Genomic DNA, 17,943 nt, shown 5'->3' with positions numbered 1-17,943 from the left:
TTAAACGTTTGGTTCGCAGATTTGCAAAAATAATATAAAAATCTTAAATTCATCAATTAATATATTTTTTCACCAGCAATTAATTACCCTACTTTTGCGTTGAAGAAAGCTTGCCGGTCATGAAAAAGATTTATGCTTTAGTATTGAAAAGCTATGCGGGACCCTTGCTGGCCACTTTCTTCATTTCGCTGTTTATTCTTCTCATGCAGTTCTTATGGCAATATATCGATGACCTCGTAGGTAAAGGCCTGGATTGGTATATCATCGGCGAACTGCTTTTTTACGCTTCTTTCACTTTCGTCCCTCTTGCCTTGCCTTTAGCCATCCTGCTTTCTTCGCTGATGACTTTTGGGAACCTCGGTGAGCATTACGAACTGGTAGCCACGAAATCGTCAGGCATTTCCTTGCGTACCATCATGAAGCCAATGATTATCTTATCTATTCTCATTTCCGGATTTGCCTTTTATTTTTCCAATAATGTGCTGCCGGTCGCTAACCTGAAATTCAAATCTCTTCTTCATGATGTCAGGAAAAAAAAGCTGGCCGTGAATATAAAAGAAGGCATCTTCTATAACGATATGGAAGATTATGTTATCAGGGTCGGCAGAAAAGGAAAAGATGGGAAGAGTATATATAAGGTAATGATCTATAATCATACTGCCCGATGGGGTAATACTGATGTGACCGTGGCTGATTCCGGACTGATGGAATCAACCCCTGATGGCAGGTACCTTTTTTTTACACTTTATGATGGATATAATTACCAGGATAAAGTGGACCAGAAAGATTCAAGAAAAACCAACCCGTTCCAGCGTACCTTTTTCAAAATGCAACAAAGAAAATTCGATCTTTCAGCATTTGAACTTAACCGGACGAATGAAGATCTTTTTAAGAACAATTACCAGATGTTGAATATCAGGCAGTTGAATTACTTTATCGACTCCCTGGGAACTTCCATCCGCGACCGGCGTTTTAACCTGGCCGAAAACTTTCCCCGCAATTACCGGGTTTATCTGAATCTGGACTCAACTTACCAGCTGGGCCAGGATACTGGTTTTATCATCAAACAGGATTTTCTTGATCAGTTTTCCGGAGAGGAACGGGTCCGGATAACTTCTGCTGCATTAAGATCAGCCCGTAATATAAAAAAAACACTTGATTATCATATACAGTCGCTGACCAGTAGTGAAGAATATCTGGTTAAACACGAAATCGTATGGCACAGGAAGTTTACTTTGTCATTCGCCTGCCTGGTACTTTTTTTTATCGGCGCACCCCTTGGAGCAATTATCCGGAAAGGAGGGTTAGGCCTTCCGGCAGTGGTCTCCATCTTATTTTTCATCCTGTATCATATCATATCAATGATCGGTGAAAAGTCTGCCCTGAAAGGTGCGATGGGAGTTACAGCCGGAATGTGGCTTTCATCTATTATACTTCTTCCACTGGGATTCTTTCTTGCCTTTAAGGCCACAACCGATTCTCCGCTTATGGATATGGATATCTGGAATAAGGTATTCATGAAATTTAACCCCGTTCGGTTCGTTCCCAAACGCCTGACCGGACTTTTCCGAGCGACCGGAAAAACCCGATAAACAGAGCGGTATTCATGGATAAAAAATGTGTCGCCAACCGGAATGGCCCGATATAGATATTGAGCTTCTTCAATGCCCAATCGATGAGAGGAATGAAATATATCGATAAGTGGCAAAACAAAATCCATAAGTAAAACCTGCTTCCGAAAGCAAGAAATATATTGGTTGCCAGAGCGGTGAGGAGGAAAAAAGGACTGAACCAGCGAATCACTTTATGAGAGAGAAAAGCAAATCCATACCTTGAAGTAAAAATCAGTCGCCAGAATTTCCGGAGATTCTGGAAATTTCCTGTGCCAATCCGCACTTTCCGGTGGAATTCAACTTTCAGTTCATCCGGAACACGCTCGAAAACAATAGCACGAATATCATTAATAGCAAGTTTACCCTTCTCAAAAATCCTCATATTGATATAAAAATCATCAACCAGGAAATTAGCAGGCACCCGGGCATAATCCTCTTTCCGGATGGCATAACATCCGCCAAATGGTCCCATCATAGCGCCCCACAAGCGGCTTTCATGGTCCTTGATCCATACCTCCCTCGATATATATGCCTTTTCCTGGTATGAAATTCCTTCTTCCTTCATCCCCCGGTTAACCATATTGGTGTCTACCAATCCGATCATGCTGTTTTTAAAATGCCTGACCAGGTAAAATAAAGTATCGCCATTGAAAATCACATTGGCATCCGTTAAAACGAGGATCGTCCCGGATGCTTTCTGAACCAGATCATTAACCACGCTCCCCTTCCCTCTTCTTTCCTTAAAATCGAAAAACTTTAAAGTGGGGTAATCTTTCATCAACAATCTGATAATATCTCCCGTTTTATCAGTGGAATGATCAGAGCCGATCAGCACTTCAAATTTTTCTGAAGGATAAAAGCCGGCAAAAATGCTCTGCACTTTCTCTTTAATACAGGCTTCTTCATTATGAGCAGAGATAATGACGGAAACTACGGGCAATTCTTCATTCCGTTCATAAACCAGGGAATTTCCCTTCCTGCCTGCAGAAAAAACACGCAGGATCAATGGGTATAGCACGTAAGTATGCAGAACCAGAAAAACAACTATCCAGAATATGAGTTCAGGGATCATCAGAGTATACTTTGATAAAACTCTGCCAACGATGAAGTGATGGCAAAGTTATCATAATGGACTGTTACAAAGTTACGGGCATTTTCTCCAATTTCCAGGCAATAATTCCGGTCTTCGATCAGGGCACAAACGTTCCTGGCAAATTGTTCCGGGTCATCAGCGATAAGGATATCTGTGCCATGTGTAGTGGCTATGCCTTCCGTCCCAATAGATGTTGTTACAATTGCTTTTCCCAGGGCCATCCCTTCAATGATCTTAATCCTCATCCCGCTTCCTGATAAAACCGGGACGATCATGACAGCTTTGCTACGGATAAAATTGTAAGCATCTTCAACCTCACCTAAAAAAACGACATTGGGGTAAGGAAGCGTCTTGAAATGCCGTGGTGCATTCCTGCCAGCCAGGTAAAACACCAGGTCAGGATGTTTTTCCAGTATTTTCTCCCATACATTTTCAAAAAACCATATGAGCCCTTCCTGGTTGGGCATCCAGTCGAGTGCCCCGATATGGAATATTGACGGGAATTCGAGCATGCCATGCTCAGGAAGCAGTTCGCCGGCGTTTACACCCATTGGAACAACATGAGAGGGTAAACGGCACCCTAAATTCCTCAGAATGTCTCCATCGCGGGAAGTAATGGGAAGGACGGCATCATAACTGTTCAGAAACTGAAGCTCCATTCGTCTGATCCGGCCTGCAAGGTTCCTGATATACCATTTTTTCAGACCTTTCTGCTGGGCGACGGTCCTTTCCCAGATCTCGTGCTCAATATTATGTGCACGCATCACGACTTTCGCAGCTGAATGAGTGCGGATGGTTTTAAGATAAGGCGCCAGGTAAAGGCCTTCAAGCTGGATGATGTCGAATTTATTGGAAATCAGCAGTTCCTGAAGTTTTTGATCAAAGTCAGGACTGATGAATTTTTCCGCGTTATAAGGCCTGTCGGAAAATAAAAAGTTCCTGATCATTCGCAGGATCCTGATATCCGTATCCACCGGAACACTAATAAAACGTATCTGTTGGGACAATTCAGCCGGTATCAGTGCAGGATCTGAAAAATGCTTTGAAGTATTGATAGCCAGCACCGTAACCCGGTGTCCAAGGGAAGCAAATGACCTGCTCAGGTTCAATGTTGCGATAGAACCCCCGTCTTTTGGAGGATAAGGGAACTTATTAGCTATCTGAAGGATGTGCATCCGGTAATTTTATATCCAGAAGGAGGCAAAAATAAGCGAAAAATGCGACCTTTGCTTAAAATTGATCGAAGTTAAATCCTGAAAATAAGTTTATCATGGGGGAAAAATATACCATCCCGAAAGGCACAAGGGATTTTACACCGCAGGAAATGATGCGGCGAAATTATATTTTTGAGCATATCCGGAAAGTGTTCAGCCATTATGGATATGTCCCTATCGAAACCCCGGCTATGGAAAACTTGTCCACACTTACCGGAAAATATGGTGATGAAGGAGATAAACTCCTCTTTAAAATACTTAACTCCGGTAACTATTTGTCTGATATTGCAATTGGTGAAGTAGATAAAGAAAACCTCAGCCAGTTGACGCAAAAGATCGCTGAAAAAGGATTGCGGTATGACCTGACTGTCCCGTTTGCCCGTTTCGTGGTTCAGCATCTGAATGAAATCACCTTCCCATTCAAGCGTTACCAGATCCAGACCGTCTGGCGGGCCGACAAACCCCAGAAAGGGAGATACAGGGAGTTTTACCAGTGTGATGTGGATGTGATCGGCAGCGATTCGCTAATGAATGAAGTGGAACTCGTTCAGATCATTCATGACATTTGCAAAAATCTCAATGTCCGGGTGATTACAAAACTGAATAACCGGAAAATACTGGCCGGAATGGCTGAAATAGCAGGCGTGCCGGACCGTTTTACAGACCTTACCGTTGCCCTTGACAAACTGGAAAAAATTAGCCTGGAAAAAGTTCAGGAAGAACTTATTACTAAAGGGTTCACACCCGGCGAAATTGGCAAACTCATCCCTTTCATGAACCTGGAAGGAGATTATAGGGAAAAAATCCAAATCCTGCAGGCCATGCTGGAAGGGTCTGCTCAGGGGATTCAGGGAATCAGCGAAATGCGCACTATTTATGAAAGATTGGAAATCCTGGGTATTGTAGATGGCTGTGAACTGGATATTACCCTTGCCCGCGGGCTGAATTATTACACCGGGACTATTTTTGAAGTTAAGTCAAACGAAGTTGAGATTGGAAGTATTTGCGGGGGTGGACGATATGATGACCTGACAGGCGTTTTCGGTCTCCCGGGTGTTTCAGGGGTCGGGATCTCCTTCGGCGCTGACCGGATTTACGATGTATTGCTTGCTTTAAACCGGTTCCCTGAACACGATGTTTCAGAAACCCGGGTTTTATTTGTCAATTTTGGTGAAAAGGAAGAAAAATACTGCCTCCGGCTTGCCGTTCAGTTGCGTGAATCCGGGATTGTCACGGAAATTTACCCGGACCCCGGAAAGCTGAAAAAGCAAATGAAATATGCTGACCAGAAACAAATCCCTTATGTTGTGTTAATCGGGGAAGATGAGATCAGCAGTGGCAGTCTTACCGTGAAAAACATGAAATCAGGCGAGCAGTTTGCCCTTACAATTGAACAGCTGATCAGCATGTTTAAGGATACTAAAACCTCTACGAGGTAATTGTTTTTATGGGGCAACTTTTGTTCTACCATACTAAATCACCTACGGCGAATTCTGCGTAGCAGATAAAGTGTTGTAGCAGTGTGGAATACGATTTGGATTTAATTCCCTGTTGGGGATAAACAAAAGTTAATCGGACAATAGTGAATATTTTTCTAATTTTGTGCAAATTGACCTCCAATTTATGTATAGCTGGATTTTAAAGTTTAAGATCAAGATCAACCGCACAGCACTCTATTGAAATGTTGAATGTTGAATTTTAAATGTTGAATTCAGGATTCGATATTTAAAATTCACTTCTTGTTCACAAATAATACATTAATTCAAAATTCAACATTTAACATTCAAAATTATAATTTATGACCCTAGTTATAAAAGGCTCCGGCCTCACCATAGAAGACGTGGTCAATGTGGCCCGTCACAATGAAAAAGTTGAACTTCACCCGGATGCGGTCACAAGGATCGAAGCCTGCCGTGCCATGTTGGAAAAGAAAATCGTTGCCCGTGAAATCATGTACGGGGTCAATACCGGGATCGGTGAATTCTCGGAAATGGTGCTGACTGATGAACAGGTTCAGCAATTCCAGCGATACCTTATATATAATCATGCGGCCGGTATCGGAGACCCAATGCCTATCGAGTGGGTAAGGGGCGCCATGGTGGGCAGGATCAATGTACATGCGCACGGCAATTCAGGTATGCGCCTGGCTATCACCCAAACCCTGGTGGAAATGCTCAACAAAGAGGTAACGCCTTATGTTTGCCAGAAGGGATCTGTTGGCGCTTGCGGGGACCTTGCGCCAATGTCGCAGATCGCCTTATTGATGATGGGTGAAGGCAAAGCATATTATAAAGGTGAATTGCTTGATGGCAAAGAAGCACTTTACAGGGCCGGCATCCCGGTGCCTGGTTTGCAGGCCAGGGACGGACTGGCCACCATAAATGGCTCTAACGTGATGACCGCCATGAGCGCAATCTTTCTTTACGATGCCAACAACTGGCTGAAACAGGCTGAAATCGCCGCGGCCATGTCGCTCGAAGCGCTCAAGGCCAATATGAAGCCATATAATATCAAGCTGCATGAAGTAAGAGGCTTTTCAGGAGCAATCCGGAGTGCCGGCGCCATTAACAAGCTTATATCCGGCGGCGACCTTATTGAAGGGAAAATTAAATCCAAGGTTCAGGATGCTTATTCGATGCGTTCGACACCCCAGGTGATCGGCACGGCTCACGATGCTATGGCATGGGCTGTAAAACAGGTTGAAACAGAACTGAACGGTGTTGGCGACAATCCTATCTTCTTTCCTGAAGAGAACCTTACCTTAACCGGGGCTAATTTCCAGGGAAGCCCGGTAGCATTGCCGATGGATATGGCAGGTGCTGCTATCACTATGATCTGCGTGCTGTCTGAAAGAAGGATGAACCGGTTGGTAAATCCTGCCCTCAGTGTCGGATTGCCGGCTTTCCTGACCAAAGGTGCAGGTATGTTTTCCGGCCTGATGCTTAGCCAGTACACGGCCGATATGCAGATCGTGGAACAAAGGATCCTGTCCGCACCGGCTTCGATCCAATCGATCCCGGCCGCAGCCGACCAGGAAGATTTCGTCTCCATGGGCATGAATGTGGCCCTGAAGAATTTCCAGATCCTGGATAATGCTTATGGTATCCTGGGGATAGAATTGATGGCCGCCGCACAGGCCCTCGATTTCCGTGAATTCACGTTCGGTAAAGGGGTGACAAAAGCAAAGGAAGTTATTCGTAAACATGTTACTTTCCTTGATATCGACCGCCCGCTTTACGACGACCATAACACCATGAAGGCACTGGTCAAATCCTGCGAAATACTAAATGAAGTCGAAAAAGAGATCGGCTGTTTGGAATAATCCCTATCTTAGCTTGTTCATTTTCACATGACAATTATTGAAATGAGTTCACCTGATTTACAGGAAAAGCTGCCTCCAGCCAGGATAAAAAAAAGGTCTTTTTTGTGCAGGATAATATTATCCATGGCACTGACTTATTTTCTGATCCTGGCCTTGATTTTTCTTGCCGGATTAATGTTTTCCCGAAATATTAACCAAGCCATCAGTTCCTACTATGGACCTGAAGACCCCTCTCCATATTTTTTCCGCTGGTTTGTAATAGCTGGAGCAGCATTATATACCGCTGCCACTGCCGGGATAATCCTTTTCCTGCTTAAACGTAAAGTTGGATTTTACCTTTTTTTTGTTGCGGCGCTTATCATCTTTTCCCTGGATCTGGCCTTTCTTAATTTTGACTGGTTACGCTACCTGATCCATACCGGGTTTATTTTCATCCTTGGAATCGCTCATTTTTCTAGGAGATGCTACAATTGAGATGACATCTCAGTTATTAAATACATGCTCTACCGATTTTCCATGAAACTAGACTGTATATAAATAAATAGTCAGTTTTTAAAATTTATTACCACTTATCTATCACGCGATCAGAGAATAATATTACCATTTTGTTAATTTTTGGTTAAATAATTCTTAAAAATTAATTGTGAATAAATTAATATTATTGTAATATTGCACTAACAGAAGCGAATTCAAATATTCAATTAACCAAAAATTACTTCTATGAGAAAATTTACACTTTTTTTCGTGTTTCTACTATTCGTAGGAATGCATGCCGCTTTGGCTCAAATGGAAGTCAAAGGGACGGTAACGGATGCCAAAGACGGGACACCTCTTCCAGGGGTTTCTATTGTTGTCAAAGGCACACTGACAGGGACAGTTACCGACATTAACGGCAAATTTGTACTGACTGTTCCTGCAGGCTATAATGAGCTTATCTTTTCATTTGTCGGGATGTTGACCAGAGAGGAAAAAATTGACGGAAGGGCCGTCATTAATATCACTTTGGAAGATGACGTGGTCGGGCTAAACGAAGTGGTCGTCACGGCATTAGGTATCTCACGTGAAAAGAAATCAATTGGTTATGCCGTGCAGGACATGAAAGGCGAAGAATTGGCCAAGGCCAAGGAAACGAACATCGTCAATTCACTCAGCGGAAAAATAGCCGGTGTTCAGATCACAAATTCTTCAGGCGCCGTTGGATCTTCATCACGTATTGTGATCCGCGGAGCCGGTTCATTAGGAGGCAACAACCAGCCTCTGTTTGTTGTTGATGGTATACCCATAAATAATGATGATTTTGCTGCCGGAGACGGATTAGGCGGAAAAGGAAGAGTCGTCAGTAAAAACAATGGAACGAACAGAGGTAATGGAGCAGCCGATATCAACCCGGATGATATTGAAAGTATCTCCGTTTTGAAAGGACCAAATGCTGCAGCCCTTTATGGCTCAAGAGCAGCTAACGGGGTTATTCTGATCACTACTAAATCCGGCTCCCTTTCAGGTACAACAAGAAAAGGTCTGAACATTGAATTGTCAAATTCAACCACTTTTGAAAGACCATTAAGACTGCCGGATTACCAGAATGAATACGGACAGGGTGCGGAAGGCGTATTCTCCTATGTGGATGGAGCCGGTGGTGGTACCAAAGACGGAGTCGATGAAAGCTGGGGACCAAAACTGGATGCAGGTCTAATGCTTCCTCAATATGATTCTCCGATAGTCGATGGCGTGCGTACAGCAACTCCCTGGATTTCACATCCTGACAACATTAAGGATTTCCTGGAAACAGGTGTTACTACCACTACGAATTTAGCAATAGTTGGTGGTTACACGGATGCGAATTTCCGTTTATCCTACACTAATATGAATCAAACAGGTATGCTCCCGAATACGGATTACAAAAAAAACACACTCGCTTTTGGTGCTTCAGCCAATGCAACCGATAAATTGAACATCTCCGGGTCTGTTAACTACGTTTCGGCAACTAGTGATAATTTACCAGCATACGGATATGATGCACAGAATGTGTTTCAACAGTTTATCTGGGCATCAAGGCAGGTAAATTATTCTGATCTGAAGAATTATACAAACCCTGATGGATCAAAATACAACTGGAATTATAATTATCATAATAATCCTTATTTCACTCTTAACGAGAACTTAAATACGCTTGACAGGGACAGGCTCTTCGGAAATGCAAAGGTATTATACAAATTTACCGAAAACCTTTCTGCATTTGTTCGCACCGGTATCGACAATTACAGCAATTTAAGCACTGAAAGAGCAGCTTATGGAGATATGGATAATCCAAATGGATTTTATGATGAAGCCCTCTCTACTTTTAAGGAAATCAATACGGATGCTTTGATCATGTTTGACAAGGGCCTGGGTGAATATTTTGATTTAAATGTAAACCTTGGGGGCAACATCATGAATCAGAATTTCCATCGGACTTTTGGGGCAGCAGATGAATTAGCGGTTGCAGATGTTTATACCCTGGCTAACTCCAAAGTTGCTTTAAGATCAACCAGTTTTTTCCGTGAAAAGAGTATTCATAGTTTGTATTTTTCAGGACAGTTAGGATTTAAAAATGCCTTATTCCTTGAATTTACGGGAAGAAATGACTGGTCGAGTACATTGCCTAAGGAAAGCTGGTCGTACTTCTATCCTTCATTTACGTTAAGCGCTGTAATAACTGATCTTGCCAAGATGGATAATAAGGTTCTGTCGTATGCCAAGGTTAGAGTTGGCTATGCCGTAGTTGGTAGTGATACCGATCCGTATAATCTTCTTCCTGTATTAAGTTTTGGTTCAGGATGGAACTCGGCTACAAAATATTTGAATCAATATGTGCCTGACGGTCTTCCGAATCCTGAACTGAAGCCTCAAAAAGTCTATGGATTCGAAACAGGTGCTGAATTAAAGTTCTTCCTGAACAGGATCAGCCTGGATTTTACTTACTACAACCAGCAGACCAAGAATCAGATTATCGCCATCCCGGTTTCAGCAAGTTCCGGTTATACATCTAAGTTTATTAACGCCGGTCAGATTGATAATAGCGGTATCGAAATCACCCTTGGTGCTTCTCCTGTCAAATCTGACAAAGGATTTAACTGGGATATTTACTTAAACTTTGCAAAAAACAAGAACGAAGTTGTTTCATTAGCGGAAGGCGTTGAGCAGTATGAATTAGGAACCTATTGGGATCTTAAAGTAATGGCAATTCCAGGCCAACCTTATGGATCGTTGTATGGTGCTGATTACCTACGCGACCCTGACGGAAATATTATTAACAGAAATGGAGTTCCAGTCAAAGGGGACCTTAAAATCCTGGGTAATTACCAGCCTGACTGGATTGGTGGTATAAACAATGAATTCAACTTTAAAGGATTTGATTTAAGTTTCTTAATTGATGTCCATATGGGTGGAGATGTTTATTGCATGACCAATGCATGGGGAAGATATGCCGGAGCTATCGAAGAAACGCTGATTGGAAGAGAAGGTGGTATTGTTGGTATCGGCGTTAAAGAGGTTGAGGATGCTGATGGCAATATTACTTATGTACCCAATGATGTGGTGGTTACTGCTGAAGAGTATAACCATGCTGCATTCACAAACAGCATCCCTGCCGGTAGTATTTTTGATGCAAGTTATGTCAAACTGCGCGAAGTGCGTCTCGGATATACTTTTAAGAATCTTGGCAACTTCCCGATCAAAGGTATAAATATCTCGATCGTCGGACGTAACCTGGCAATATTATACAGCACCGTCCCTCATGTTGATCCGGAAACCTCATTCACGAATGGCAATGTCCAGGGTTTGGAATTTGGCCAGCTCCCGTCAGCAAGAAGTCTTGGTTTTAATATTAATTTGAAATTCTAGTAACACTTAAATTGAAAATAACATGAAAATAAAACGAATTGTCGGAATTGCAGCGATACTAGCAGCGTTCCTCTTCATATTCGATTCTTGCACAAAGAATTTTGAAGATATCAATACAGATCCGAATAATGCCGGATTGGACAAGGCGGCCCCCGATATGCTCCTGACAAATGTTATTGAAATGACTACTGACAGGGTACAGGAGATCTTTTTGGGTGAAGAAATGGGCAATTGCTGGGTTCAACACGAAGCTAAAGTTCAGTACACCGATGAAGACCGCTATATATACCGCACATCCGTGGTAAATGCTACCTGGTCTAATTTTTATGCAGGGCCTGGTATGTGTGTTACAACACTTTATAATACCGCTGTTGCCAGGCAACATGATAATTATAAAGGCGTTGCACTGGTACTGAAGGTTTATATCACATCAGTTATTACCGACCTTCACGGGCCAGTTCCTTACTTCAATGCCTGGACTGGTGCTTTGAACACTCTCCCTCCATATGATTCACAAGAGTCTATTTACAGGGATATCATTGCAAAACTTGATACAGCTAATACTTTACTTACCATTGATGGTGATGCAATCGCAGGAGATATTCTCTTTAATAATGACATCACAAAATGGAAAAAGTTCGCAAACTCACTTAGGTTGAGATTATTGCTGAGGATGTCGGGAAGAGATGAAGCTTTTGCCACGACTGAGATGAGCAAAATAGTTAATGACCCTGCAACATACCCCATTTTTGAAAGCAATGAGGATAATGCGGCACTGCAATATTTAGGCTCATTCCCGAATAATCACCCGCTTAACGAAAACAGGAAAACGCGTGATGACCACAGGGTAAGTAAGACTATCACCGACATGATGTGGGCTCTTTCTCCAAAAGCTGACTGGAGAATAGCTATTTATGCAGATCTCGATGATAACGATACCTGGGAAGGTATGCCAAATGGGCTGACCTCATCACAGGCTGCATCTTATAACGGAAATGGCATAAAATATACCTCTAAACTGGGAAACTACTTTACTGCTATGGCAGCAGGCACTCCAATGCCTCCCGGCATGTTAATGAGCTATGCAGAACTGCAGTTTATCCTTGCTGAAGCTGCATTTAAAAATTACATTTCAGGTGATGCCGAAACCTTTTACTATGCTGGTATATATGGTTCCTATGCTCAGTTTGGCGATGCCCTGGTTGCAGCTGTTGATAACGCCGGTTATCTGGCCAGCCCGGAATGGACATCCGACTCCCTTGCCGCTGACTTCATTGCTAATGATATTTATGGCTGGGATGCCGGCAATGGAATGCAACTCATTGCTACCCAAAGATGGGCTGCTACGTTTGACCAGGGACTGCAAGCCTGGTTTGAATGGCGCAGGACCGGTTACCCGGTACTCACTCCTGCTGCAGAAGGCATGAATGATGGGAAAATTCCTGTACGCGTTCCTTATCCAACAGATGAAGCAGCACGAAATCCGTCTAGTCTCGCTGAAGGTGTTACCTTGTTAGGAGGACCTGATGATTTGAACACTCGCGTATGGTGGGATTTGGATTAATGAATTTCTCTCAAATAATACTTAAAATTTAAAATTCAATCATATGAAATCAAAAATAAAATTGTTCCTGCTGGTTTTTGCTGCGCTTGGATTCCTCGTCAACGCATGTAATAAATCAGAAGATCTTGTAACGAAAGATGCGAAAACAGGAGGATTAGTTATCCCAACAGGAAGTATCCCTTATAAACTAGGAGCTACTCCTACGGTAAACATTTCTGTTACTATTCCTATGGGCCCTGGTATTACCACGATTGAAGTATATAATAAATATATAAGCCTGGCTGCCGGCTCAGAATCCAACCAAGTATTAATGAGTACCATTGATGTGGCTTCTGCAAATGTAACAGAAGAGATTGTTAAGACCTATTCTATCACTTATGCGGATCTTAAAAAAGATCTGGTACTTGATGGAGAAGGTCTCCCATCAGATGAAACATTGCTGCCAATTGGTGATTCCTGGGAATTATCATATATAAGCGTTATGGCGTCTGATGGGCGTAAAGTAGTTAATAATTCTGTTACCGGCATTGCTGTAGCCAATATATATGCCGGATTCTATCAATGCGTCGGTGTGTTTCATCACCCGACTGCAGGCGACAGGCCTATTAACGAAGAGAAATTCCTTACGCCTTTAAGTGCATATTCCTGTTCGATACCTGCAGGTGACTTAGGCGCAGCAGGATACTCAGTGACTATCACTATTGACCCGGCCACAAATGATGTGTCTTTCTCCAATGGTGCACCAACAGATATGTTTGCACAAACAGATAAAAGGTCCTATTTTGACCCTGCAAACGGCCACTTCTACCTGTATTATTTCTATGTAGGAGCTTCAGGGAATAGGGTAATGGATGAGGAATATACTCCGATCCCATAAGAAATCATTATTTTGTTATAATAAAGGCTGTCTCGCAATTGAGACAGCCTTTTTTTATGATAAAGTAGCTATTTCTGCATGGGGACACTACATTTCGGGCGTAGAGAATCTGACAACCACCAATGAATCAAGTGTAATCTTCCAAGAGTCCTTCAGATGATTGAACTCTTCCAGGTATTCCCTGGCAACAGGCTCTGAAGGCAGGGATTCAACTTTTAAAGGATCTACCGCCTGGCCGTTTTTAAAAAATCTGAAATCCAGGTGCGGGCCTGTTGATAAACCCGTACTTCCAACGTAACCGATAATATCTCCCTGGTGAACCCTCGCTCCTGCTTTAATTCCTTTGGCAAAGCCTGAAAGGTGCATATATAAAGTGGTGTAGGCGCTATTGTGCTTGATCTTTATATAGTTTCCACCACCTTTCTTATCCCACCCCTTATCGATTACCGTTCCCTCGCCTATAGTCTGCACCGGTGTCCCATAATCAGCGGCATAGTCGACACCGAGGTGAGGCCGCCTGATCTTCAATACCGGATGCATCCTGCTGTAAGTGAACTTGGAACTGATGCGTTTAAAACGTAAGGGGGCCTTTAAAAATGCACGCTGAAGATTTTGCGCTTTTTCATCATAATACCCCGTCTCACCTTTTGTTCCGAAACGAAAAGCATAATTATCAGAGCCCATGTGATGAAAACAGGCAGCCAGGACTTTTCCAACGCCAATTGATTTCCCCTCCACCTTTAAGTCTTCATAAACAACTTTATAATAATCCCCTTTTTGAATCCCAAAAAAATCTATCGTCCAGGCATAGACTTCCGACAATTCGCTTGCCAGGCCCGGATCATCGCCTTGTTCAACCATTGCGTTCCATAAGGAGGTTTCGATGATGCCACTGGTAGTCTTCACGTCCCTGATCAGGGGCTTCTCCCCTTTTTTTACCGTGATTTTATCTTCCAATCCATAAGTGATATAGGAAACAGCATCCTCTTCATAAATAAAATAAAGCATTTCCGGGACGGTATCTTTTGAAAACAAGATAGTATATGGATTCCCCACTTTCATTTTCCTTACATCGAAAACAGGCCTGGACATACTGGCAATCTGGTGAATGATTTCACTCCCGATATCATAGAAAGAAAGTATTTCAGATAATGACTGGTTCTTGCGTACTACCCCTCTTTCGATCCTCAGGGAATCGCAATTGATACCATATTCGAAATGTTGTTCAGCAGGAAAGTCGATGGTTTCAGTAATAACAGCAGGTTTCTCGCCATAGTAGCCGATCAAATAAGGAATAAGCGCCAAAATCCCGAGAATCAGCAGAATGAGTAAACCTAAGATCAGCTTTTGCTTCATGAAATTAACAGACTGATGAAAGCCAGTGGCCAAAAATATAAAAATTAATTGGAAGATTTCTCTAAAAAGATGAGAAGTTGTAAAGTTAACTGGAATGGAAATATCAGGAATGGTGCTTCATGGCAAAGTCCATGCCTGCAGCGAGCGCTTTCAGGTTCTGGCCGACAATATCAGCGCCTTTTGAAGCGAAAATATTTTTAACTGCATTTTCAAGCTCTTCATATTTAATTCCCAGCCAGGGTGAGGCCGCACCGAGAATAACCATATTCGCCGACCGGGTCATGCCCAGGTCTTTGGCAACCTGGTCCGCATTGATCAGTACATGCTGGCTAACGGCTTCAATGGCCAGGTATACCTGATCCATATCCGGATAATCAGATATATTGACATGCGGGACATTATTGGAGATCAGCCAGCCATCTTTGGATAACCAGGGTAAATACCGTAAAGATTCCATCGGTTCAACGGATATGATCATATCAGCCCTGCCATAAGGAATGAGGTCAGAATAGATCTTGTGGTCGGCAATGCGAAGGTTTGAATGAACATCACCTCCCCGCTGGCTCATGCCGTGCACCTCGGCCTGCTTAAGTTGTAATCCCGAGTTGAGCGCAGCCATTCCTATGACTGCTGCTATGGACAGAATACCCTGACCGCCAATGCCTGCAAGAATAATATCCTTTTTCATATTACTTTATTCCATGACTTCTTCCTGTTGCTTTTGCTTTTTATCATCCCTGATCTTCCTGGCAACCGTCTGGATGCATTCACGTCTTGGGATTATTACTGAAACACCCTGATAATTGATTTCATCCTTGATAATCTGTAAGTTTTCCTCATGGTATTTAGGTGAAGGATTGACCACATGAATATGTTCTTTCTCAACACCAAGCCCCAGGCAGATATCTTCCAGCCTACCTGTTGCTGCCGATTTCTGCCCGCCTGTCATGGCCGTCGTAGCGTTATCGAGTATCATAACGGTAATTGGTGACTTGTCATTTATGGCATCCAGAAGCCCTGTCATGCCCGAATGAGTAAAGGTAGAGTCGCCGATTACCGCGACGGCCGGGACAAATCCCGCATCAGCAGCCCCTTTGGCCATGGTAATGGACGCTCCCATATCCACACATGTATTTATGGCCCCATAGGGTTCCAGCGCACCCAGTGTGTAACAGCCGATATCGGAAAAAACCCTGCCCTTCGAGTAAAAACTCAATGCTTCATTCAAGGCATTATAAGAATAAATATGCGGGCACCCTTTGCAAAGGGAAGGCGGCCTGGATTTTACGACTGGCGGGACCGGCAAACCATACTCTTCCTTTAATCCAAGAGCACGCGCAACTATATTCGGGTTAAGCTCTCCATCACGGGGAACGGTGCCATCCATCCTGCCAAGTATTTTTTTCCCGTTATCAAGTATTCCTCGCAGCAATTCTTCCAGTATCGGGTATCCTTCTTCAAGAACCAGAATGCTTCCACAATCCTGATAAATCCTCCGGATAAGATTGTAAGGCAGAGGGTACTGGCCGATTTTCAGAAGCGGGTGAGGAAATTCATCCTCCTGAAAATTTTCGAACAGATAATTATATGCAATGCCACAAACAATAACACCCAGACTTTTATCACGACCTTCCTTATAATTATTGAAAGAAGAAATTTCAGATTCCTCTTCGAAAAGTGCCTGGTTATGCAGCAGGGATTTATATTGCTTTTGTGCATTAGCCGGTAATAAAATGAACTGCCTGGGATTTCCGGGAAGATGAACCTCATTTTGTGGCAGGCTTTCATAACGTGTAATCCCTGATCTGGAATGTGCAAGCCTGGTAGTAATCCTTAACAGCACCGGGATGCCGTATTTCTCCGAAATCATGAATCCATAGCGCACCATGTCATAGGCTTCCTGTTGGTTGGTTGGCTCAAGGATGGGGATCATGGCAAATTTGCCATAGAACCTGGAATCCTGCTCATTCTGCGAGGAGTGCATGGAAGGATCATCGGCTGCCACGACGATCAGGCCGCCGTTTGTGCCAGTTATGGCAGCATTAATAAATGGATCGGCAGCAACATTAAGCCCGACATGTTTCATACAAACCATCGTCCTTTTTCCGGCATATGACATCCCCAATGCCGATTCCATGGCTGTCTTCTCATTAGTTGACCAGGTTGAATGTATTTTTTTCTCCCTGGCTTCTTTTGACCTTTGAACATATTCCAGGATTTCAGTAGATGGGGTACCAGGATAAGCATATATCCCTGATAGTCCAGCATCTATGGCTGATTGTGCTATAGCTTCATTGCCCAACAGAAGCATCTTCTCCATGCGTTTTTCTCCTAATTTAATTATAGATGGCTTAATGACAAATATAAAATAAATTTGTAATAAAAAAAATGAATTTTTTAGCCCATTTATACCTTTCCGGGAAAGAAGAAGATGTAATTGTGGGAAATTTTGTAGCTGATGCTGTAAAAGGAAATTCATTACAGAATTTCCCTGAAGGAATGGAGCGTGGGATAAGGCTTCACCGTGAAATTGACCGTTTTACAGATCAGCACCCGGTATTTAAAACCAGTAAAAGCCGCCTGTCAGCTAATTACCGGATGTATGCAGGTGTTATTGTCGACCTTTATTATGACCATTTCCTGGCTAAATATTGGTCTGATTTTTCTTATGAAAACTTGCAGCAGCTTGTCGCCCGGACGTATTTCCTTCTTGTCCGCCGCTTTCACCTGCTTCCACCCAGATCAAAACGGATATTGCCTTTTATGATCACCCAAAACTGGCTGGTCGGTTATCGTGACCTCAACAGTCTTCAAAAGGTATTTAACGGAATGTCGAGGCGTACAAGCCACCCCTCAGGAATGGAGAATGCAATCCAGGACCTGAAGGCCGATTATGCCTTATATGAAAACGAATTCAGGGCCTTTTTCCCTGAAATAATCTATCATATTGATAGATACAGAAGTAACCTTCAGGCCGGTTCATCGTCTATAGAATAATGTTTTTATCCCTATTTTAACTAAA

At 43.0% G+C, this 17,943-nt stretch carries 13 protein-coding genes; 8 read left to right on the top strand and 5 right to left on the bottom strand.

Annotation, left to right across the window (positions count from 1 at the left end):
* The first annotated feature begins 119 nt into the window (after nt 1–119).
* Nucleotides 120–1,592, top strand: a complete 1,473-nt coding sequence (locus M0Q51_06875) for an LptF/LptG family permease (protein MCK9399705.1) — start codon at nt 120–122, stop codon at nt 1,590–1,592.
* On the opposite strand, the gene M0Q51_06870 is transcribed toward M0Q51_06875, so the two are convergent.
* Complete coding sequence (locus M0Q51_06870) at nt 1,525–2,685, bottom strand: glycosyltransferase (protein ID MCK9399704.1); 1,161 nt, start codon at nt 2,683–2,685, stop codon at nt 1,525–1,527. The genes M0Q51_06875 and M0Q51_06870 overlap by 68 nt on opposite strands.
* Nucleotides 2,685–3,881 carry a glycosyltransferase family 4 protein gene (locus M0Q51_06865; protein ID MCK9399703.1) on the bottom strand — a complete coding sequence of 399 codons (1,197 nt, stop codon included), beginning with the start codon at nt 3,879–3,881 and terminating at the stop codon, nt 2,685–2,687. Before M0Q51_06865 ends, M0Q51_06870 begins: the two co-directional genes overlap by 1 nt.
* Nucleotides 3,882–3,976: 95 nt before the next feature.
* On the opposite strand from M0Q51_06865, the gene hisS reads away from it, so the two are divergent.
* From hisS to M0Q51_06835, 6 genes are all read left to right on the top strand, one after another.
* The gene (gene hisS, locus M0Q51_06860) at nt 3,977–5,359 is read left to right on the top strand and encodes a histidine--tRNA ligase (GenBank protein ID MCK9399702.1); all 1,383 of its coding nucleotides are present in this window, start codon (nt 3,977–3,979) and stop codon (nt 5,357–5,359) included.
* A 359-nt stretch (nt 5,360–5,718) separates the two neighbouring features.
* Nucleotides 5,719–7,242, top strand: coding sequence for an aromatic amino acid ammonia-lyase (locus tag M0Q51_06855; protein MCK9399701.1), 1,524 nt, complete (start codon nt 5,719–5,721; stop codon nt 7,240–7,242).
* Nucleotides 7,243–7,269: 27 nt separating this feature from the next.
* Nucleotides 7,270–7,716 carry a hypothetical protein gene (locus M0Q51_06850; GenBank protein ID MCK9399700.1) on the top strand — a complete coding sequence of 149 codons (447 nt, stop codon included), beginning with the start codon at nt 7,270–7,272 and terminating at the stop codon, nt 7,714–7,716.
* Nucleotides 7,717–7,962: 246 nt separating this feature from the next.
* Complete coding sequence (locus tag M0Q51_06845; GenBank protein ID MCK9399699.1) at nt 7,963–11,124, top strand: SusC/RagA family TonB-linked outer membrane protein; 3,162 nt, start codon at nt 7,963–7,965, stop codon at nt 11,122–11,124.
* Nucleotides 11,125–11,146: 22 nt separating this feature from the next.
* Nucleotides 11,147–12,688 carry a SusD/RagB family nutrient-binding outer membrane lipoprotein gene (locus M0Q51_06840; GenBank protein MCK9399698.1) on the top strand — a complete coding sequence of 514 codons (1,542 nt, stop codon included), beginning with the start codon at nt 11,147–11,149 and terminating at the stop codon, nt 12,686–12,688.
* Between the two features lie 43 nt (nt 12,689–12,731).
* Nucleotides 12,732–13,565, top strand: a complete 834-nt coding sequence (locus M0Q51_06835) for a DUF4361 domain-containing protein (protein MCK9399697.1) — start codon at nt 12,732–12,734, stop codon at nt 13,563–13,565.
* 87 nt (nt 13,566–13,652) lie between these two features.
* Here M0Q51_06835 and M0Q51_06830 read toward each other — a convergent pair whose 3' ends face one another.
* From M0Q51_06830 to M0Q51_06820, 3 genes are all read right to left on the bottom strand, one after another.
* Nucleotides 13,653–14,921, bottom strand: coding sequence for a peptidoglycan DD-metalloendopeptidase family protein (locus M0Q51_06830; protein ID MCK9399696.1), 1,269 nt, complete (start codon nt 14,919–14,921; stop codon nt 13,653–13,655).
* Nucleotides 14,922–15,024: 103 nt separating this feature from the next.
* Complete coding sequence (locus M0Q51_06825; GenBank protein MCK9399695.1) at nt 15,025–15,609, bottom strand: indolepyruvate oxidoreductase subunit beta; 585 nt, start codon at nt 15,607–15,609, stop codon at nt 15,025–15,027.
* Between the two features lie 6 nt (nt 15,610–15,615).
* Entirely contained in the window at nt 15,616–17,241 is a 1,626-nt protein-coding gene (locus M0Q51_06820) for a thiamine pyrophosphate-dependent enzyme (GenBank protein ID MCK9399694.1), read from the bottom strand.
* Between the two features lie 68 nt (nt 17,242–17,309).
* Here M0Q51_06820 and M0Q51_06815 point away from each other — a divergent pair, with 68 nt between their 5' ends.
* Nucleotides 17,310–17,918, top strand: coding sequence for an ACP phosphodiesterase (locus M0Q51_06815; protein ID MCK9399693.1), 609 nt, complete (start codon nt 17,310–17,312; stop codon nt 17,916–17,918).
* The last annotated feature ends 25 nt before the right edge of the window (nt 17,919–17,943 follow it).

The sequence above is a fragment of the Bacteroidales bacterium genome (assembly GCA_023229505.1).
Classification (GTDB): domain Bacteria; phylum Bacteroidota; class Bacteroidia; order Bacteroidales; family JAGOPY01; genus JAGOPY01.
The sequence above is the reverse complement of the archived record's forward strand: the minus strand, read 5'-3'. Positions and strand labels throughout refer to the sequence as shown.